Raw genomic sequence first — 21,584 nt, 5'->3', positions numbered from 1 at the left:
CTTGCGCCTGCTTTTTTACGTCAAGATAATTGCACAACTAGGTATTTGCGCCCAGTTGTAGCTTATCCGCAAATTTCAGGCATAAAAAAACCGCCCTGATAAGCGGTTAATTTAATGTGGCATCCCCTAGGGGATTCGAACCCCTGTTACCGCCGTGAAAGGGCGGTGTCCTAGGCCTCTAGACGAAGGGGACCCATGGACTGTGTTTCACTTCGCTGCCGAAGAACTTAACTTTATACTCTGCTCAGTTAAAGAGTTGGCATCCCCTAGGGGATTCGAACCCCTGTTACCGCCGTGAAAGGGCGGTGTCCTAGGCCTCTAGACGAAGGGGACCCATGGACCGTGTTTCACTTCGCTGCCGAAGAACTTAACTTTAGACTCTGCTTAGTTAAAGAGTTGCCATCCCCTAGGGGATTCGAACCTCTGTTACCGCCGACTCTTTATTAAAAGAAAGTGGGCGGTGTCCTAAGCTTCTAAACGAACGGAAGCAATGGACCGTGTTTCACTTCGCTGCCGAAGAACTTAACTTTAGACTCTGCTTAGTTAAAGAGTTGGCATCCCCTAGGGGATTCGAACCCCTGTTACCGCCGTGAAAGGGCGGTGTCCTAGGCCTCTAGACGAAGGGGACCCATGGACGTCACTTTTTATCGAAAAGTGATAAACGAATTTGGTGGAGCTAGACGGGATCGAACCGTCGACCTCTTGCATGCCATGCAAGCGCTCTCCCAGCTGAGCTATAGCCCCGTAGTCGCTTCACACTCAGAAACTGCTAGTTTTCACTGCCACGTCCCTGAGTGCGAGGCGCATTCTATGCAGCACACCCAAATGTGTCAACGCATTTTTTAGGAATTTATTCTGCTTGCTACAAATTCAACCGCTTGGGATATTCTTTGTTCACAACGGGCTTTTCCGATGAGAAACAGCGTGATATCCAATGACGGTGATTGACCTGCACCAGTTACCGCTACACGCAGAGGCATACCTACCTTGCCCATGCCAACTTCCAACTCAGCAGCGGTTGCTTCAATAGCATCGTGTATTGCTTCAGGCGTCCACTCAGTCAGTGCCGCAACTTTTTGCTGCACTAATTTCAATGGTTCTAATGCCACGCCACGCAGATGCTTTTTAGCCGCAGCTTCATCAAACTCGGTGAAGTCTTCATAAAAGTAGCGACTAGCCGCAGCCAACTCTTTCAGAGTTTTGGCACGCTCAGCCAAAGCAGAGACCACCTCTTTTAAAACCGGGCCATTGCTGGTGTCGATGTTTTGATCTTTCATGTGCCATGCAAGGTGAGATGCCACATATTCAGGATCCAGCGACTTAATATAGTGTTGGTTCAACCACTGCAGTTTTTCAGTGTTGAATGCAGAAGCCGCTTTATTGATGTCGTCGAGTTTGAAGTACTGCACCATTTCATCAAGCGAGAAGATCTCTTGGTCGCCATGAGACCAGCCCAAACGAACCAAATAGTTCAGCAACGCTTCTGGCAGGTAACCGTCATCACGGTATTGCATTACGCTTACGGCGCCATGACGTTTTGATAGCTTGGCACCATCATCGCCCAGAATCATAGCGACGTGCGCATATTCAGGGATAGGTGCGCCCAACGCGCGCAGAATGTTAATCTGTTTTGGCGTGTTGTTGATATGGTCTTCACCACGGATCACGCAAGTGATACCCATATCCCAGTCATCAACTACCACACAGAAGTTATAGGTTGGCGTAGTATCACTTCGGGCGATGATCAAATCATCCAGCTCTTCGTTAGAGATTTCGATACGACCGCGGACGTGGTCGTCAAACACCACACTGCCAGATGTTGGGTTTTTGAAACGCACCACATAAGGTTCATCAGTATCACGTGGCGCATGGTCACGACAGCAACCATCATATTTCTGACGCTCACCTTTGGCGGCTTGCTCTTCACGCAGTTTCTCTAAACGCTCTTTTGAGCAATAGCATTTATAAGCCGTGCCCTCTTCCAACATTTTGGCGATCAACTCTTTATAGCGATCGAAACGTTTAGTTTGGTAATACGGGCCTTCATCCCAATTCAGTCCCAACCATTCCATACCTTCCAGAATAGCATCGACCGCTTCCTGAGTTGAACGCTCCAAGTCCGTATCTTCAATACGCAATACAAACTCACCGTCATTAGCACGAGCATGTAGCCAAGAATAAAGAGCTGTGCGAGCACCGCCCACGTGAAGATAGCCGGTAGGGCTAGGAGCAAAACGCGTCTTGATGGTCATAATTGACTTTAAACCTTGAATTAATAAGAAGCCTACGTAGAGGCAAGTGATAAGGCGGATATTCTATCAGCCCTTAGCAGAAAAGGGCAAAATTCGACTGCAATAAGATCTACATCACACTAAGCCTTTGATGCCGTCACTTTTATGAGTGGATTTCCACCCATTTCATAAAAAACAGTGATTCACTTATCACACAAAAAACAAATAAGTGTGACACCCATCAAATAGCCTACACTTTAATAACCAATGAGTTACACCATGTTAAACAAATTGGCCTATTACTTGCCTTTATCGGTTTAACCATTGGGAAATTAAGCTGTTTTCCCGGGTGAGATGCGTTGTTATGGGGCACGTATCTAAACAACTTAAAAAGTGTCAGAAGGATATCCAAGATGACTATAAGAAATACCAAGCACATCAGTTTGTTCTCGCAACCTCTGAAAACGTTGGCAATGGCAGCTTTCGCTGCCGGGGCGATGGCCACCAGTTTTCTCGCAGCCGCTGAACCGGTAGAGATTAAGTTTTCGCACGTGGTCGCAGAAAATACTCCAAAAGGCCAAGCTGCGTTGAAGTTTAAAGAGTTGGTCGAACAACGTCTTCCTGGGGAATATAAAGTAAGTGTATTCCCCAACTCACAACTGTTTGGTGACAACAACGAACTGGCAGCATTGTTGCTGAACGATGTTCAATTTGTGGCGCCTTCCCTCTCCAAATTTGAGCGTTACACCAAACGTCTACAACTGTTTGACCTGCCATTCCTGTTTAAAGATATGGATGCAGTTGAAAAATTCCAGATGAGCGATGCCGGCCAATCGCTGCTGGGTTCAATGAAACGTAAGGGTATCGTTGGTCTTGGCTATCTGCATAACGGTATGAAACAGTTTTCTGCTAACGATCCGTTGAAGTTACCTAAAGATGCTTCAGGCAAGAAATTCCGTGTGATGGCGTCTGATGTATTGGCAGCACAGTTTGATGCAGTTAACGCAATGGCAGTGAAAAAGCCATTCTCTGAAGTGTTTACCCTGCTACAAACTCGCGCCATTGATGGCCAAGAAAATACTTGGTCTAACACCTACTCGCAAAAATTCTATGAGGTACAGTCTTACATCACCGAAAGTAACCACGGTGTATTGGATTACATGGTCGTGACCTCAGACACCTTCTGGAAAAGCCTGCCAGCCGACAAACGTAAAGTGCTGCAAGCGTGTATGTCCGAAGCGATCGCCTACGGTAATAGCTTGGCCAACGAGCAAAATATGAAAGACCGTCAATTGATCATTGACTCAAAAATGTCGCAAGTGGTGCAACTGACCGCTGATGAGCGCCAAGCATGGGTTGATGCCATGAAACCTGTTTGGGGCAAATTCGAAGATCAAATCGGTAAAGACATGATTGATGCTGCGGTAGCGGCCAATAACTAATCAAGAAGCATTTGGGGGCCACCGGCCCCCATTTCCGACTAGGATTACATTATGTTCTCTCGTATTTTCGCTTATGTGGAAGAGGGTGTACTCAACCTCGCCATTTCCCTTATGACGATCTTAGTGTTTGTTGAGGTTATTGCGCGCTTCTTCTTTAATACCGGCTTTTTGTGGATCCAAGAGTTAACCCTCACTATCGCTGGCTGGTTTGTGCTGTTCGGCATGTCCTATGGAGTCAAAGTCGGCGCCCATATCGGGGTGGACGCGTTTGTGACTAAACTGCCACGTAAGGGCCGTAAAGTTGCCGCACTGATAGCCGCAGCCATCTGTATTTTCTACTGTTTACTGTTTTTAAAAGGCAGTTGGGACTACTTGTCACAGATGTACAAGATTGGTGTGCCAATGGAAGATATTCACTTCCCACACTTCATCGTCTCGCAACTCGACCCAGACCAAGCATGGGAAATCTTACGTCTCGACGTAGAAGACCCTGCCGTGCCGTTGTGGATATCTCAAAGCATTTTATTGATAGGTTTCGCCCTACTTACTTGGCGGTTTATTGAGTTAACCATTGCCATTATTACCAACAAAGCCGTTGGTTTTAGCTTTCATGACGAAGCTAAAGAAAGCATGCATTTGGCTGATGAAGTCAAAGGTTCTGATAACGACGTCCAAAACAAACAGGATCAATAGGGTACTATCATGACCATTGCCACTCTTTTTATTGTGCTGTTGTTATGCATGCTATTGGGGATGCCGATCGCGATTGCCCTTGGTTTTTCCAGCATGTTGACCATTTTGCTATTTTCTAACGATTCGTTAGCTTCTATTGCGCTGAAACTTTATGAATCATCTTCCGAACACTACACACTATTAGCCATTCCGTTCTTTATTCTTTCATCTGCCTTCTTATCTACAGGTGGTGTTGCGCGCCGTATTATTGATTTTGCGATGGACAGTGTTGGCCACATTAAAGGTGGTCTCGCCATGGCGTCTGTCATGGCGTGTATGCTGTTTGCCGCGGTGTCAGGTTCATCCCCAGCGACGGTTGCCGCTATCGGTTCAATCGTTATTATCGGTATGGTGAAAGCGGGTTACCCAGAGAAATTTGCCGCTGGCGTTATTACCACCTCTGGCACACTGGGCATTTTGATCCCACCATCAATTGTGATGCTGGTATACGCCGCCGCGACCGAAGTCTCTGCTGCGCGTATGTTTATGGCGGGTCTTATCCCCGGTTTGATGATGGGCGGCTTATTGATGCTTGCTATCTACATCACCGCGCGAATTAAAGGCTTGCCATCACGGCCATTCCCCGGTGTTAAACAACTGGGTCTCTCTAGCGCCAAAGCGATTGGCGGCTTGATGCTGATTGTGATCGTGCTAGGTTCCATTTACGGCGGTGTCGCCTCGCCTACCGAGGCTGCGGCGGTTGCCTGTGTTTACGCTTATTTAGTTGCTGTATTTGGCTATCGTGATATTGGCCCTTTAAAAAACGTTGCTTGGCGTAATGAAGGTGAATCATTGCCTGCTGCTGTCGGCCGCAACCTGTTCCACGTAGTGTTAGGCTTGCTCAAAACGCCAGCGGATAAAGAGATCCGTAACGTGGTACGCGACGGCGCCAAAGTCAGCATTATGCTGCTATTCATCATCGCCAACGCCATGTTGTTCGCGCACGTACTGACCACGGAGCGTATCCCACATATCATCGCCGAAACGATTGTAGGCTGGGGCTTACCACCTTGGGCATTCTTAATCGTGGTGAACTTGCTGTTGTTAGCTGCAGGTAACTTTATGGAACCGTCGGCAATTCTGCTGATCATGGCACCGATCCTGTTCCCTATTGCGGTGAAGCTGGGCATTGACCCAATCCACTTAGGTATCATCATGGTGGTCAACATGGAGATCGGTATGTTGACGCCGCCGGTGGGGCTTAACTTGTTCGTGACAGCGGGGATCACCAATAAGAGTATTGGTTGGGTGATCAAAGCGTGTCTGCCGTGGCTATTGCTGCTGCTGACCTTCTTGATACTGATCACTTACATTCCGGCAATCTCCCTGGCATTGCCAGAATATCTCGACAGCCTACGCTGATCATAAGCCTTGAAAAGCAAACAACTTTCGGCGAGTCTACATCAGACTCGCCGTTTTTCAGGGCTACCGTTGGACATGCACTCTCCCACTTCTGAACGTAAACGTTGGTTTATCGGCTTACTGACACTACTTGGTTTAGCGCTCACGCTAGCCCTGTCCTACTGGCATCACCTTGAACAGGGGTTCGCCCGCGTTCAACCATTGGCGAATCGGCAGCTATCTGAAGTCATCAACTTTATCGATGGCGCATTGATCCGCTATGAAAGTATTCCGCATGTACTGTCGACCAACCCTATGCTTGCGCGCGCATTGGAACACAGCGGCAACACGGCAGAGATCGCCGCAATCAATCGCTACATTGAAGAGATCCAGCACGTCACCGAAGCATCAGATATCTACATTCTCAATAACCAAGGTACAGCAATCGCCGCTAGCAACTGGCAAAAGCCCTACTCTTTTGTTGGTCAAAACTATGCGTTTCGCCCCTACTTCAATGAAGCCATCGCTGGGAGATTAGGCCGCTACTATGCCGTGGGCACGGCGTCCAACGCTCGCGGGTTTTACTTCTCCTATCCCGTGGTTGATGCAGGTAAAATTCGCGGCATCATCGTGGTGAAAGTCGATATTAGTGATATTGAAGATCAGCTCACGGGCCTAGCAAAAGCCGGGCAATATGAACTCGCCATTAGCGGCAACGATAATGTGATTTTTCTTGCCAGCATGGCGAGCTGGCGCCTGAAATCGTTGACGCCACTGACAGCCGCTGACCAACAAGCCATCGTTCAGAGTCGCCGTTATGCCACACGAGAGGTTGGTTCATTAACGATCAGGCCACCGTATGATGTTGTGGCACAACCAGCGCGAGCGCTTTATAGCATCAGCCACGACGATGGCAGCGAGCAATTTCTCGACACCCAAAGCAGTATGATTAAAGCGGGCTGGCAAGTGCATATTCTCACCCCAACCAAACCGTTATATGCCTCGTTACCTGTGGTAATGCTGCTCTCCGCCAGTGTTTATCTGCTGCTAGCTTTGGCGTTGCTGTTTAGTTTAGAGCGCCGCAAAAATATGCTGCGCATGCAACAAACACATGAATTGTTGGAACTACGGGTCAAAGAACGCACTCAAGCGTTAGAAGACACCAACCATAAACTGCAAGAAACCCAAGATGAACTGATCCAAGCCGCCAAACTAACGGTGATCGGCAGTCTATCCGCCAGCATTAATCATGAAATCAATCAGCCTTTAGCCGCATTGCGCAGCTACGCCCAAAACACGCAAACTTTATTACAACGTAATATGCTGGATAAGGCGAACGACAACCTCGGCACCATAGTGTCGCTGGCTGACCGACTTGCAGAAATTGTGGCGCAGTTTAAAAGTTTTACCCGCAAGAGTCCGGGGCAAGATAAAGTAAATTCACTCAATGAGACGTTAGATGAAACGCTCACCATCGTGAAGCCAGAAATCGACAAGCAGCAGATCCGTTTAGTACTCGCACTACCGCAACAGCCGGTAAAATTTTTGGGCGATAAAGTTCGCTTGCAGCAAGTGTTAGTCAATTTATGCAGCAATGCCATTGTCGCAATGCAACAGGTAGAACAGCGCCAGCTCACCATCAGCGTTAGCGTGGCTGACAGCATATGTATTCAAATTAAAGACTCTGGTTCGGGCGTCAATGAGAGCCAGATGGAAAAGATTTTTGAACCCTATTTCACTACCAGCCAACGCCAAGGACTTGGATTAGGGCTTTCAATTTCGCGCCGTATCATCCAATCGATGAACGGCAGCATTAGCGTAGCCAATGCTGCCGAAGGCGGGGCGGAATTTAACATTTTACTGCCGTTGTGCTCCGAGGAATAAGCGCACATGATTGATGCTCCATACACAGTGCTCATCCTTGATGATGAGCCACACATTGGTACTGTGCTAACTCAACTGTTTGAGTTAGAAGGCATTGCCGCCAAAGCCAGTACCAATGCAGCGGATATTTTGCGCTTAGTAAAACCAAACTGGCTTGGCGTTATTATCACCGATGTCAACATGCCTTATCAGAATGGCATTCAGGTAATGCAACAAGTATTACAGATAGATGCCAATATTCCGGTCATCCTATTGACCGGTTTCGGCGACATTGCCACCGCCGTCAGTGCGGTCAAGCAAGGGGCGTATGATTTCCTCGAAAAACCGTTCAACAACGAACATATTCTCGATGTCGTGAAACGCGCCTTAGAAAATCGAGCGCTAACATTGGAAAACCGTAAACTCAAGCGAGAACTGGAATCACAAAGCTCGCCAGGGCCACGCATTTTAGGTAACAGCCCAGGTATGCAGCAGATGCGGCATTTACTGCATCAAGTGTTAGATACCCCCGCGGACGTATTGGTTGAAGGTGAAACTGGCACGGGTAAAGAGTTAGTCGCTCGCTATCTGCATGACCACAGCCCCCGTGGCAACGCCAACTTTGTCGCGATTAACTGTGGTGCCATTCCCGAAACCATCATCGAAAGCGAGTTGTTTGGTGCTGAAGCCGGGGCATTCACTGGCGCCGATAAAACCCGCGTGGGTAAGTTTGAATTTGCCAACGGCGGCACGATTTTTCTCGATGAGATTGAAAGCACGCCGATGTCATTGCAAGTCAAACTGCTGCGGGTGCTGGAAGACCGCAAAGTGGTACGCCTCGGTTCTAACAAGAGTATCGACCTAGATATTCGCGTGATAGCCGCCACCAAAGTCAATCTCAAGGACTTATGTGATCGTGGCGAATTCCGCCACGATCTGTACTATCGCCTCAACTTGGTCACCGTGGCCATCCCGCCACTGCGCGAGCGCCGCGAAGATATTGCCTTATTGTTCTTACACTTTGCCCGCGTTGCCTCAGCTCGCTATCACAAAGAGTTAATAGCGTTAGACAGTGAGCACCGCGCCATACTGAGTACCTACGAGTGGCCGGGTAACGTGCGCGAATTGCGCAATTTAGCTGAACGCTACGTCTTATTGGGGGAAGATGCTGCCTTTGCTGGCGCCATTGGCAATAACAGCAAACTACACAGTGGGATGTCGCTGACACAGCGAGTGGAGTTTTTTGAGCGGCTGCTGATCGAAGATGCACTGAACCACAATAAAGGCTCCATTAAAAACACAATGGAGCAACTGGAACTGCCACGCAAAACCTTGTACGACAAGATGCGTAAATATGGCTTAGAACGTAAAGACTACCTCAACGACGAACTGTAGCCACCGCGTGACCGCACTATTCTCAGGGAGACGCCACAACCTTTATGCAGGTTGTGGCAATGTAGCTTGCCGCTGACGAAAGCCCAAACGCAACACGCCGACAAAGATAATCGCTAGCAACAACATTGAACCTAAAATCACCCCTTGCCACTCCGCTTGATGCCAGAACAGCATTAAGTAAGGCCCGCCCAGCGCCGCACCAAGGTAGTAGCAACACAAATACAATGATGTAGCTTTAGCTCGATGACTGGTCGCACGCACCGCCACAAACGAATTGCAGCAACTGTGGGTGACGAAGAAGCCACAAGAACTCAGCAGGAAACCTGCACAAATTGCCACTTGCGTATCCAACAGCGTCAGCAACGAACCACTAAACATCAACACCAATGAGACAGTAAACAATGGCAACTGGCCATAGCGTTTAATCCATCGCGCGGAGAAGTAAGAAGCAATGGTGCCACTGGAGTAACACAGGAAAATCAAGGTCGCTTGAAAGCGGCTCCACTCAAACACATCCATCAAATGCAGTTGGATAAAGCTATATTGATTCACCATCATCATAAAGGTCACACCGCCAATCAAATAGGCGAGTCGCATCTGGCTGTCACGCAAATGGTGCACAAACCCCAGCATATCGGCGGCAAAATCACGCTTCAGTGACCAACGCCGTTCATTGCGCTCACGTTTCACCGCGTCACGTGTTTTGGGCAACAAGTAGTGGCTGATAGCCACGCAGATAACACTGAATACCAAGCTTGCGAGCATTGCCGTCTGCCAATCAAATAATTGCGCCATAACCCCACCAAGCAAGCGCCCCACAATACCGCCAAAACTATTGGCCGCAATATATACCGCCGCCGCGGTCAGCATGGTTTGCGGCTTTAACTGCTCTTTGAAATACGCCATGGCAATGGCAGGCAATGAAGCTAACAACACGCCCTGTAGTAAGCGCAACGCCATCAAGGTGTGGAAATCATGGATAAACATCAGCGGCACATTGGATAGCGCGAGTGCCCACAAGCTGATAACAATCGGACGGTGACGACCGATACGGTCAGACACAACGGCGTAAATCAACAGACTAAACGCCAAGGTAAAGCTGGTAACAGACAATACTAAGGTTGCCCGAGCGCTAGTCACCGCAAAGTGCTCCGCAATCAGCGGCAACATGCCCTGCATCATGTACAGATTGATGTAAATCACCAACGAGGCAATACACAGCGCCAAAATCAACCGTCGGTCACGCACTTGGCGCTTTGCCGCCATATTCATTAGTAACACCTGAAAAACCGAGTTACAGCAAGCTTAGCAGTGAATTCTGCATAACTATAATAGATAAAAAATATCAAACTGATTGATTTTTGTTATAGTTAAAAACTCACCACTCAAAGGTAATCTGCTGATGGAACTGCGCCAACTCAAGCACTTCTGCGCCCTGCTGCAATATGGCAGCTTTACCCGCGCCGCTGCCAAGCTGAATATTGCGCAGCCCGCGCTCAGCCAAAGCATCAAGCGTTTAGAAACTTCGCTAGGTGTCACCTTGGTGCAACGCCAAGCCCGCAAACAAACCTCCGCAATTACGCCTACCGCCGAAGGCAAAGTATTGCTGCAACATGCCGATTTGATCTTAAAACAGGTGACTCAGGCACAACATCACCTGAGAGAAATGGCTGCGTTAAGCCGCGGTGAAGTGCGGGTAGCGGTTCCCGGCATGCTAGGGTCATTTTATTTGCCCACGCGGTTAATGGCGTTTCGCCATCAATACGCAGATCTCAAACTGAGTTTGTTTGAAGGTGGCACCCGTGACGCATTACGGATGTTAGAGCAGCAAGAGGTCGACATCGCCATTATTACTAAGTCAGATCTCAAACCGGAGTTTGACTCCTGCTTGCTCGTGAATGAGGAAATTGTTGTTGCCGCCGCACACGACCATCCGCTATCGTCGCTGCCACAGGTGAGCTTATCGGAGTTTTTCGCCCATGAATTGGTGATGTTTAAACCCGGCTACTATCACCGTGAATGGATGCTGTCGCGCGCCAACGCGCTCGGACTCACGCCCAAAATTGCCTTTGAAACCAATCTAATTAACCTGATTAAGCAAGTGGTACAACAAGGTTTTGCCGTGGCAACCTTACTAAAAATGGTGATTCAACCCAACGACAACATCAATACCATTTCTCTCGAACCACCGGTATTTGTCGAACTGCACATTGCTTGGAAAAAGCATCGACCGCTCAGCCCAGCTGACCAAGCCTTTGTCGATTTTCTACTGCGAAATCGCTAACAAAAAAGAGCGATACTATCGCTCCTTTTTTGTTGAACTGTAGCCGTTACTTCTCAAACTCGCCATCTTTGGTAAACGGCCAATCAATGCCTAACCACGCTTTAAAGAACGCTTTTTGCGCCCGTGATGGTTTATCCACCGGCTTAAGCGCCAATTTGTCTTTGGCGGTAGCTGCCACCGTCAGTTGCTTGGTCTGCAGCGTGTTATTGACGAATAGACTGACATTGACCTCATCGCCCACGTTGAAGTCCTGCACCCGCTTGGCAAAACTCTTCGGTGTCACTTTAATGCCATCAATAGCCACTAGCTCATCGCCCGCAGCAATGCCGGCTTGCCATGCTGCGCCATTACGCGCAACCCACGACAGCTTGAGTGAATCACCCGCCAGTTGCATGCCAAAATCAGCCTGCTGTTTGTCACCTGAATCGGTGCGCAGCCCTGCATTCGCTAACAATTTATCGAAGTCATAGCTGATAGGTGTCTCAACGTTGGTCTGCCACCAAGCACGGTAATCTTTACCACTCAGCTTTTGCAGCAAACCACGCACATCGGCAGCGTTATAGCCTTTGGGTAAACTGAAATTTTGATACAGCGATTGCTGCAGATCGCGATAAGACGACTTGAGTTTGGTATCGCTCAGCAGTTGATAATCCAGCGCCATTGAGACTAGATACCCCTCAGAGTAAATATTAACGCTATGGTTACGGGCATAGTCACCACCACCAGCCACCCACTCATTTAAGCTGGTTTCAGCAACGGATTGTTGTTCACGCCCCGGGGTCTGCTGGTTACGGTCGATACGCTTGGCCACATCTTCCAAAAACTCTTTCGGCGTCATAATGCCCGCACGTAACAGCAATTGGTTTTGGAAATAACTGGTGGAACCTTCTGCCATCCACAGCAGATCGCTCATATTTTCGTGTTGGAAATCGTATGGTACTAAGCCCTGTGGACGATACGCCTTCACGTTCCACGTATGCACAAACTCATGAGCCGCAGTACTGATGAAACGCAAATAATCTTCGCGTTCACGGAAGTTAAACCGTGGCAATTGGATAATTGTGGAGTTGATATGTTCCGTAGCACCTCGCGCTCCGCTGGTGGCGTGCACGATAAACAGATAACGTTCAAACGGATAACCGTTCCAAATCTGTTGTGATGTTTGTGTGACTTTGTTTAAGTCAGTAACCATCTGCTCTAGGTCATAGTTACCCTCACCCCATACCACTAAATCATACTGCTTACCGTCAGCCTTAAAACTGCGATGGTGGCTAATGCCGGTTTCAATGGGCGAGTCAATCAACACATCGTAATTGGCGGCCGTAAAGCTGTGAGCACTATCACCCGCAGCCATACCTGAGTAACTCTGCCATCCATTCGGCACCTGCAAGGCCACTTGCACAGGTTCATCACGGAACATCGGGCTATACATCATCACGCCACTGGCATCCAAATATGCGTGAGTGCCGTCAATATGCCGCACCCGCTGTCCTAATTCATTGGCATACAACTGGTAAGTCACCGTCACCTTGGTGGGGGCAGTTAACGCCACTTGCCACTCACCGCTTGCTGTACGCTGCCAATGCAGCGGCTGACCTTGTTCATCTTTAGCAACAAAATTGCGCACGCCATCGGCCAAAGGCAATACTGCATATTTGCCAGTACGCCAGACAGGCAGATTCACATTCAGCTGAGACACATTGGTTTGTGGAAAACTGACGCTGACCTTAGCGAGATGATGTTCTGGCTGATCAATATCGATTTTGTAGATAACATCAGCAAATGCCGATGTAGAAGCAACCATGAGGGTTAAAAAGGTGGCACATCGTTTTGAAAAAGTGCTGATTTTCACACAAAATCCTTGCTAAATCATTGTTGTAAAGATGAATCCGGAGTATAACAAGTCCCGAGTGTCATCTCACCCGAATCACATATTCGTTAACAAATAAAACGTTAATAACGACATAAATAACGACGTGGAAGAAGATTAATGCGCTTGTTGATACGCCTGATGTTATGTACGACTGCCTTGATACATCAATGGGCAGCTGCAGCAGAACCTAATGAACTCGAAGTGGACTACCGTGAACAACCTCAACAGCTGTATCAGCAGCTCAATGAGGCGCTGCCACCCAGCCACCTATTTGTTAGCTATGAAGAGTATGAGCAAACCATCAGTAGCGCCAAACTTGATGCCGATGAGCTATTCCAGTCGCTCTATTATTTAGCACGTCTGAATCTTGAAGTGCGCGTGTCGCAGAATATGTCCCATAACGAAGCCAAAGCGCTACGGGACACACTGCAAGTCATTGCACGAACCGATTATCAACGCGCCGCCGCCCTCAACGTTGAAGGGCGTTACGCAGGCTTGATTGAGCAGCATCTGTCAGACACTGTGAGTCTCAATGAGCAAGCACTCAACTTCATTCGCAACAGCCACACGCCGGAATCACTCACACTAAAATTTGTGATTTATGATGACATGGGGGTGGTGAATTTAATGACCAAACGCCCCGAAGCCGCACTCAACAATTTCAAGCAAATGCGTGATGTAGCCAACTCATTGCGTGACCCCTACCTCAGTGCAGAAGCTGAGACGCGCTTGGCCAAGTATTATCGAGAAACCGATCAGTTAGCCAAGGCGCTACAACACTACAACGAAGCTTACCGGTACTCCGCCAAACATGACTCGCCCTACCAAAAAGCGCTGTTGGAATTGAGCCTAGCTAAGTTATATCGCGACATGCAGCAGTGGGATAACGCGCTGATCCATGTGCACAAATCCATTGAGTTATTCCGCGCCCAAGGCATTGATAAATACCTATCCAGTGCCATGACAGTCATTGCCATGGTTTATGCTGAGCAAGGCGAGTGGAATCGCGCCATTGATTACTACCTCAACGCCCAGCAATTTGATGCGCAGAATAAGAGTCTGATCGCGCAAGCGCTTAATTTTCACAACTTAGGTGAAGCCTATTTCCATATTGAAAATCATGCCAAAGCGCAGGAATACCTACTGCAAGCCAATCGCATATTCCAGGACCACAAAAGTCGCCACTATCTGGTATACAACGACTTGCTGGTGACCCAAGTTGCACTGGCGAGCAAGCAAACAGATATGGCACAAGCCTATGCGCAAGAAGCGCTTGAGTTCGCTACACAGTTGGGCTTAAAGGCGGAGCAAGTTGAAGCGTTACAGTATCTGGTGACGATTCAAGAAAAAGTGGGCGATCTCACCACCGCTTACGCCACCCAAAAACGGATTATAGATCTGAAAGATCAAATTCAATCCGAGGCAAAAGCGGAGCAAAAACCCAATGAAGATGTGGCGCTTAATGAGCAAAACATGATGCTGAAGATTCAGCAACAACATGGCAATCTGCAAAAGCTGCAACAGAGTTTGTTATACCGCAACATCTTTGCCGGCTTATTGCTGATTGCACTGCTGGCAACAATCGTGGCAATAGTGCTGTTAAGAAAACAGCTGCAACGTGATAAACAACAGTGCCAAGCGCTGGAACACACCAGTCTGCTCGATCCACTATTTGGCTTGCCTGGCTACCGAGACTTTCATCGCAGTGTGACAGTAAAATCTAAAGGGTTGCTGTTGCTGGAATATCCAGAACTGGCAGACATGATGCTGACCCGCGGCTACCATAGTGCCAAGCAGTTACAACAATCGCTGCAGCAAAAGTTGACCTACTTGCTTGATACCAAAGTTTACAGCATCACCCCTGCACTGTTTGCGGTGCAGACTCATCGAGAACACAGTGCTGACGAGTTACACCAATTGCTCAGCACCATCAATATCGATAGCTCCCCACTGAAACTCAACCTAGCGCTGATCAATCTGCCACTACTCGCTGACAAAGAGGTATTGCTACCAGCCGAGGTGTTATTTGAAACCTTGCAATGGCTGCTAGCCGGCGCTCGAACGGTCGAGACCACTAAAGGCTGTTATTTAGCGCTCCGCGTCTTGGAATTTACCCCTTCAACCGTATTTTCTCAGCCACTCTATCTGCAACTGGGACAAAGTATTCGACGCGGATTTATTCGCATTGAAAGCAATGTTGATAAAGAATTGATCAACTGGCCTGAGTTTCAAAGTGTCGACACGTCAGATTTTACTCGGGCCGCTGACCTATAGTGTTTGCTGTTTATGCAGATTAATCCTGTTATGGACGAAGCCGACAGCTAAACTTAATCAACTAAGTAAGCTCGACGCAGCAACGCTCACTAGGGGCTGTTTATCTTTGCTGGTTGTTTTTGCAGCAGGCAGCGCGTGATTTAGGCAAGGCAGGTGATGTGCCGTGTAGTTATTCTCCACCAACAGCGCCTAACGCTGAATAAATTGCGCGCTGTCGCTGCCCGAAGGGTTCATTTAAACGCCTCCTGAACTTTGTTGCGCCCAGCTTGCTTAGTTGACTAAGCGTCGCAGGTCTCGCCTCGTTCATAACGCGTTTAATTTGAACAAAAATTAAACACTAAAGATAAACAGCCCCTAGCACTGGAGCAGTATTATGAGTTTTCAAGTCACCGTTACGTGGCAAGGCTCCCCAGCCCCCGAAGGAGAGTTTAATCGCGATCACCAAGTCCAATTTGGTAGTGGCCAACAAGTAGGTGCATCAGCGGCGCCGGAATACAAAGGCAACGGCGAGCTAGTCAATCCTGAAGAAAGTTTGTTAGCGGCATTATCTTCCTGCCACATGCTGACCTTTCTTACCATTGCGCACTTAAAACGCCTCACCGTGGCGCAATATGTCGATAATCCGATTGCAGAAATCGGCAAGAAAGATTCGGGTAAGATTGCCATTACCCATATCAAACTCAAGCCCGAAGTTACTTTTGCTGACGGCATTGAGGTTGACCGCGAAACCCTAGAAAAAATCCACGAAAAGGCACACGCCAACTGTTTTATCGCTAACTCGTTAGCTGACGACACTGTAGTGGAAATTGAGTTCTAGCAGCACGAGTTAGTTCGCTTTACATATAAAAAAGCTCTGGATTATCCAGAGCTTTTTTTTATTCGCAGTATGTTACGGACGAATATCTTGTGCTTCACCCTTTGGTGGCATCGGCTGTGCTTTTAATGGTTTCACAGGTTGCTGCTTGAGTTCATCTTTGAGGTAACTGATGGCACGGGTTAACTGCGCATCTTTGCCTTCAAAGGTGGCAAACGGCAAGTTGTCGACTTCGATATCTGGGCTGATACCGCGGCCTTCCACTACCCAACGTCCATCCATCGCATACTGTGGATACTCCGCTACGCGCGACATACCGTTATCGGTTAAGCGGTTACGGCCAGATAACCACACGCCAGCACCAGCGGTACGCTTACCAATCAATGGCGCGACACCCAGCGCTTTAATGCCGGCGGAGAAGGTTTCCCCATCGGAATAGGTTAACTCATCGGTTAGTACCACTAAGTGACCACGGAAACTCTGCTGCATGTTGCTGTAGGGGGTGCCATGGGTTGGCTGCCAGAACATCCACGCTTTGCGCAGCAGTTTCTCAATAATCCAACTGTCGATATTGCCACCACGGTTACGGCGAACGTCGATAATCAGCCCCTCTTTTTCATAATTGGCATAAAACTCACGGGCAAAGTTACTGATGTCACTAGCGCCCATAGCATACAGATGCAAGTAACCGATTTTCCCTTCGCTGGCTTTAGCAACTTTTACAGCGTTGTTGTTTACCCAATCGAGATAACGCAGTTGGTTATTTTCGCCCAATGACACCGGCATAACCACGGTTTTTAGTTGCTTACCACCACGTTTTAACGTCAGCAGTACCTGCTTGTCCGCTTGGTTACTCAGTTGCTCTGTCACATCCGCAATACTGCTAACCTTACGGCCATTGATGCCCACGATGATATCGCCATTGCCGGCATCCACACCCGGCTTATCCAATGGGGCGGCGCGTTGCGGCAGCTCAGGGTCGTTACGATAAATATGGCTGATCACCACACCGCCCGCCGTTTGTGTGAGCTTCGCCCCCAGTGCAGATGGTGAGGGTTGTTCACTATCTTGCGCAAAATCGCCACCGCGTACTTGCGAGTGCAGCGCATCGAGCTCGCCCATCATCTGCGTGAAGATATCCGCCAGTTCATGGCGATCAGTGACCCGTGCCAACAACGGCAGATATTTTTTCTTGGTGGCTTGCCAGTCAAGCCCGCGCATTTTCTTATCGAAAAATGATTCGCGATGCATTAACCACGCATCCTCAAACATCTGCCGCCACTCTTGCTGTGGTTGAATGGCAAGCTTCCAGCCATCAAAACGCACAGTGGCATCGCTGACATCCTTCGGTGCACTGTCACCCGCTTTGACAATCTGCATCTGCCCCGGCCGCACACCTTTAAACAAGAAAATCTGTTTGCCATCTTGCGAGACTTGGAAACCGCGCACATCACTGGCAAAGGTTTTCACTTCAGCCTTACGATTATCATAGGCGATGTATTTCACATCTCCTTTCAGGCTGAGATACAAACCACTGTCGTTCAACTGCAGACTGCTGTAGTCGTCCGCGCTTACCGGCACTTGCCACAAACGTTGTGCGAGGCCAGCCCAATCGATATTGAGCTGTAATTCTTTGTCCTCTTCGCTGGACGCTTTGTCCGCTTGTTTGGCGGTTAACTCATTGGCCTGCTCAAACGGGAACTTGGCGTCTTTGTTAAGCGCTAACGCATAAATATCGGTGCGCTTATCAAATACGGGCCCTAAGTTACGGTCGCCCCACGGTGAGCTTGGCGTGCTGTTAAAAGTACGGTTAGACAAGAAATACAACCAGTTGCCATCGCTACTGAACGCTGGTGAGAAAGACTCATACTTGTCAGATGTCAGCACTTCGCTACGCGCGCCATCAAATGTCATCAATACAATTTGCGGCCGTGGCGAACCGATGTCAGTTTTAGTCAACGCCAAATAACGGCTGTCCGGTGACCAAACAATATCTTGATAAGGTGCAAGACCTTCGTTGTTACTAGCAATTTTACGGTTGCTGCCTTGTTGCAGGTCAAGCAGCCACAGGTTGCCTTCGTAGTCATCGCTGGCAAGATAACGACCATTAGGTGATAGCACCATGCTCATACGCATGCTTTTGCCGTCATGGGTCAGCTGTTTAGCGCCCTCTGAACCATCAGCAGGATATTGCCAAATTTCCTGCTCGCCCGATTTATCTGAAATCAGGTAGACCCATTTGCCATCATGAGACATCACGGCATTGCGCATACGGAAGCTACCATCAGATGGCAGTTCGACCATACGGCGATTATCCGTGCCAGCAATCGCCACATGGCTACGAGCGGTTAACACCACTTTGTCACCCTTGGGCGACAAATTAAAATCGTTGGCATACTGCAACGGGTCATTGAGCCAGCGTTGATGTTTTTCAGGAAAGTCTGAGGTCAACTCAATCGCTTCGACTTGGTCTTTACCACTGGCGATATCGAGCAGATGAATATCCGCGCCGAGCTGAAATACGATACGTCCTTTGTCAAGCGACGGTGAGCGCACTTCATAATCTTGGTAATGGGTCAGCTGCTGTGGGTCTTTGCCATCGAGGCTCATCGACCAGATATTGGCATTGCCGTCTTGATCAGACACAAAGTAGACACGGTTTTGCCACAACATCGGTGAACGTATGGAGCCTTCATGCGCGGCACTCAAACGCTCAGCTTCTTTGTCCTGCCCCAATTGATAGCGCCACAGTTCGCCTTTAGCACCACCTCGATAAACCCGCGCGTTATCGCCGGTCACCTGCAAACCAAAGCGCACAAAGTAGATATATTCGCCAGCGTCATCCACCACGCCTTGCACCGCATCGGCCAAAGGAATGTCATGCGTTACCAAAGAATTTGGCTCAACGGTTTTTAGCACCCAAAAATTAGCGGGGCCATCAGCACTATCAGTTGAGTAAAGAATCTCACCTTTTGCGGTCCAACCTTGAATACGCACGCGGCTGTTTTCAAAGCTGACGCGTTTGGCGCTGCCCCCTGCGAGTGGAATGGTATATACCTCGTCAGTGCCATCGTAGTTGGCGACAAAGGCCAAGGTTTTACCCTCAGGCGAAATTTTACCGTTAAGTTCTTCCGCGGGCAGACTGGTTAACCGCGCTGCCGCCGCTTGCCCCAGTTGTTGCGTCCACAAGTCGCCTTCGGCGGTAAAGACTAAGGTGTTATCGTGCAAATTTGGCGCTCGGTAGTATCCCACGGCTGCTTGAGCGGCACTGACGGTCATGCCTAACCCCAGAGCAAGCAGACAGCTGGTCACTGACTGACGAAGTTTCATGAGCTTATTTCCTAATCCATTGTTTGAATTGTTATTGAAGAGACAAATTAGCAAAGTCAGCGGCAAGATTCAGTAACGGGTATAATGAATAAGTTTTAGCAAATGTGTCGCTTAACATTGCAAACGGCACCTTAACGCCACAGCACACAGATATTCACGGGTTACATCACACACTCGTAACCAACCAAGCCCTAGAATATGCGCCCTTTTAATCATGTAGCAGGAGCCACAGGTGCCTAATAGTTCCGGTTTTCGCCAGCAGTTATTTTCTCTCAAGTTCGGTTATGCGCTGCGTGATGTGTTGTTTCGCCAAGGCTATCAACGCCACCAGTTGCTACAGGATTTGATTGCCGGAATTACCGTAGGGATTATCGCTATTCCGCTAGCCATGGCACTCGCCATTGCCAGTGGCGTACCGCCACAGTATGGCTTATATACCTCCATTATTGGTGGCTTCGTTATCGCCGTTTGTGGCGGCTCACGCTACTCAATTTCAGGGCCAACAGCCGCCTTTGTGGTGCTGCTTTATCCTATTGCTCAACAGTATGGTTTAGCGGGTTTGCTGATGGCGACGTTGATGTCAGGGCTTATCTTAGTGGCCATGGCGCTGCTGCGGTTGGGACGGTTGATTCAATATATTCCACAACCAGTTACTCTCGGTTTTACCGGCGGCATCGGTATTGTAATTGCGGTGCTACAACTGAAAGATTTCTTTGGTCTGCAACTCAGTGCCATGCCAGAACATTTCCTCGACAAACTGTTCTTATTGGTGCACAGCCTACCGCAACTTGACCTACCAAGCGCGGCGGTGGCACTGATCACGCTGACGACTATGCTACTCTGGCCCAAGCTGAAATTACCCATTCCCGCTCATCTGCCGGCCTTGATCATTGGTACGTTACTGGCGTTATTGCTGGCCTACAGCGGCCACGAGGTAGATACCATCGGCAGTCGTTTTCATTATCTATTGCCAGATGGCAGCCAAGGCGCAGGGATCCCGCCGGTATTACCGCATTTTGAATGGCCGTGGCTGCGCACAGGGGCTGATGGTCAAACGTTAACGCTGAGTTGGCAAACCATTCAAACCTTGGCACCGGCAGCGTTTGCCATTGCGATGCTTGGCGCCATCGAATCCCTGCTATGTGCGGTGGTGCTTGATGGCATGACCAACACTCGCCACAGTGCTAACAGTGAGTTACTCGGCCAAGGTATTGGTAACATTGTGGCACCGCTGTTTGGTGGGATAACCGCTACCGCTGCGATTGCCCGCAGTGCTGCCAACGTGCGAACAGGCGGACAAAGTCCCATCTCTGCCATGGTACACAGCATAGTGGTGTTGCTGGCACTGATTGCGCTGGCGGGCATATTGTCCTACGTGCCAATGCCCGCCATGGCGGCATTACTGATGGTGGTGGCGTGGAATATGAGCGAAGCGCCCAAGGCGGTCGAACTCATCAAAAAAGCGCCGCGCAGTGATATTTGGGTATTTGCCAGCTGTTTGTTGTTAACGGTGGTATTTGACATGGTGGTCGCTATCTCATTCGGCATCATGCTGGCGGCACTGCTGTTCGTTAAAGAGATAGCTGACATGACCAAACTGCATGACATCAGCAGCAACCGCCGCTATGTTGACCGCGATATTCCTACCGATTGGGTCATTTTAAAAATTAACGGCCCACTATTTTTTGCGGCTGCGGAACAGGTATTTGGCGATATCGCCACGCTGACCAAAGACAAGCAAGTAGTGGTGTTGGATTGGGACGGTGTATCACTGCTGGATGCTGGGGGCTTAGCGGCGCTGAATAAATTGGTCAAACAGTGTCAGCAACATCACAGCTATCTACTGATCAGCGATCTGCAATTTCAACCGATTCGCACCTTAGCTAAAGCGGGAATTAAACCGATTGATGGGGTGTTGAAGTTCTATCCTTCGCTAAAAGAATTGCTCAATGAGCAGTTGCCGTTGGCAGTTGATGACCAGGCACTGAGCAGTGATAGCCAGTAA

Annotated in this window: 13 protein-coding genes and 4 tRNA genes; 9 read left to right on the top strand and 8 right to left on the bottom strand. The window is 48.9% G+C overall.

Annotated elements, in window-relative coordinates; translation table 11 throughout:
• Nucleotides 1-117 precede the first annotated feature (117 nt).
• The 5 genes from ACN0TT_RS04935 to gltX all read right to left on the bottom strand — a co-directional run bounded on the left by ACN0TT_RS04935 (nt 118) and on the right by gltX (nt 2,252).
• Nucleotides 118-193, bottom strand: a tRNA-Glu gene (locus tag ACN0TT_RS04935).
• Nucleotides 194-257: 64 nt separating this feature from the next.
• Nucleotides 258-333: transfer RNA gene (locus tag ACN0TT_RS04930), tRNA-Glu, on the bottom strand.
• Between the two features lie 219 nt (nt 334-552).
• Nucleotides 553-628 (bottom strand) — tRNA-Glu (locus ACN0TT_RS04925).
• 40 nt (nt 629-668) lie between these two features.
• Nucleotides 669-744: transfer RNA gene (locus ACN0TT_RS04920), tRNA-Ala, on the bottom strand.
• A gap of 98 nt (nt 745-842) precedes the next feature.
• Nucleotides 843-2,252, bottom strand: coding sequence for a glutamate--tRNA ligase (gene gltX / locus ACN0TT_RS04915; protein WP_417761029.1), 1,410 nt, complete (start codon nt 2,250-2,252; stop codon nt 843-845).
• 392 nt (nt 2,253-2,644) lie between these two features.
• On the opposite strand from gltX, the gene ACN0TT_RS04910 reads away from it, so the two are divergent.
• The 5 genes from ACN0TT_RS04910 to ACN0TT_RS04890 all read left to right on the top strand — a co-directional run bounded on the left by ACN0TT_RS04910 (nt 2,645) and on the right by ACN0TT_RS04890 (nt 9,004).
• Nucleotides 2,645-3,673 carry a TRAP transporter substrate-binding protein gene (locus ACN0TT_RS04910; RefSeq protein WP_417761028.1) on the top strand — a complete coding sequence of 343 codons (1,029 nt, stop codon included), beginning with the start codon at nt 2,645-2,647 and terminating at the stop codon, nt 3,671-3,673.
• A 51-nt stretch (nt 3,674-3,724) separates the two neighbouring features.
• Nucleotides 3,725-4,366 carry a TRAP transporter small permease gene (locus ACN0TT_RS04905; RefSeq protein WP_417761027.1) on the top strand — a complete coding sequence of 214 codons (642 nt, stop codon included), beginning with the start codon at nt 3,725-3,727 and terminating at the stop codon, nt 4,364-4,366.
• A 9-nt stretch (nt 4,367-4,375) separates the two neighbouring features.
• On the top strand, nt 4,376-5,767 hold the full coding sequence (locus ACN0TT_RS04900; protein ID WP_417761026.1) for a TRAP transporter large permease: 1,392 nt from the start codon (nt 4,376-4,378) through the stop codon (nt 5,765-5,767).
• Nucleotides 5,768-5,842: 75 nt separating this feature from the next.
• Nucleotides 5,843-7,630 (top strand): ATP-binding protein, encoded by a 1,788-nt coding sequence (locus ACN0TT_RS04895; protein ID WP_417761025.1) that lies wholly within the window; start codon nt 5,843-5,845, stop codon nt 7,628-7,630.
• 6 nt (nt 7,631-7,636) lie between these two features.
• Complete coding sequence (locus tag ACN0TT_RS04890; protein WP_417761024.1) at nt 7,637-9,004, top strand: sigma-54-dependent transcriptional regulator; 1,368 nt, start codon at nt 7,637-7,639, stop codon at nt 9,002-9,004.
• A gap of 42 nt (nt 9,005-9,046) precedes the next feature.
• Here ACN0TT_RS04890 and ACN0TT_RS04885 read toward each other — a convergent pair whose 3' ends face one another.
• A complete protein-coding gene (locus tag ACN0TT_RS04885; protein ID WP_417761023.1) occupies nt 9,047-10,276 on the bottom strand; it encodes an MFS transporter in 1,230 nt (409 codons plus the stop codon).
• A 130-nt stretch (nt 10,277-10,406) separates the two neighbouring features.
• Between ACN0TT_RS04885 and ACN0TT_RS04880 the strand changes: the two genes are divergently transcribed.
• Nucleotides 10,407-11,288 (top strand): LysR family transcriptional regulator, encoded by an 882-nt coding sequence (locus tag ACN0TT_RS04880; protein WP_417761022.1) that lies wholly within the window; start codon nt 10,407-10,409, stop codon nt 11,286-11,288.
• A 46-nt stretch (nt 11,289-11,334) separates the two neighbouring features.
• On the opposite strand, the gene ACN0TT_RS04875 is transcribed toward ACN0TT_RS04880, so the two are convergent.
• A complete protein-coding gene (locus tag ACN0TT_RS04875) occupies nt 11,335-13,092 on the bottom strand; it encodes a M61 family metallopeptidase (protein ID WP_417761162.1) in 1,758 nt (585 codons plus the stop codon).
• A 186-nt stretch (nt 13,093-13,278) separates the two neighbouring features.
• Between ACN0TT_RS04875 and ACN0TT_RS04870 the strand changes: the two genes are divergently transcribed.
• Both ACN0TT_RS04870 and ACN0TT_RS04865 read left to right on the top strand, forming a co-directional pair.
• A complete protein-coding gene (locus ACN0TT_RS04870) occupies nt 13,279-15,435 on the top strand; it encodes a tetratricopeptide repeat protein (RefSeq protein WP_417761021.1) in 2,157 nt (718 codons plus the stop codon).
• Nucleotides 15,436-15,808: 373 nt separating this feature from the next.
• A complete protein-coding gene (locus ACN0TT_RS04865) occupies nt 15,809-16,252 on the top strand; it encodes an OsmC family protein (RefSeq protein ID WP_417761020.1) in 444 nt (147 codons plus the stop codon).
• 72 nt (nt 16,253-16,324) lie between these two features.
• On the opposite strand, the gene ACN0TT_RS04860 is transcribed toward ACN0TT_RS04865, so the two are convergent.
• Nucleotides 16,325-19,579, bottom strand: coding sequence for a S41 family peptidase (locus tag ACN0TT_RS04860; protein WP_417761019.1), 3,255 nt, complete (start codon nt 19,577-19,579; stop codon nt 16,325-16,327).
• Nucleotides 19,580-19,811: 232 nt separating this feature from the next.
• Here ACN0TT_RS04860 and dauA point away from each other — a divergent pair, with 232 nt between their 5' ends.
• The gene (dauA, locus tag ACN0TT_RS04855; protein ID WP_417761018.1) at nt 19,812-21,584 is read left to right on the top strand and encodes a C4-dicarboxylic acid transporter DauA; all 1,773 of its coding nucleotides are present in this window, start codon (nt 19,812-19,814) and stop codon (nt 21,582-21,584) included.

Origin of the sequence: Shewanella sp., assembly GCF_048265805.1 — a bacterium.
Classification (GTDB): domain Bacteria; phylum Pseudomonadota; class Gammaproteobacteria; order Enterobacterales; family Shewanellaceae; genus Shewanella.
This window is presented reverse-complemented; position numbering and strand designations above follow the sequence as displayed.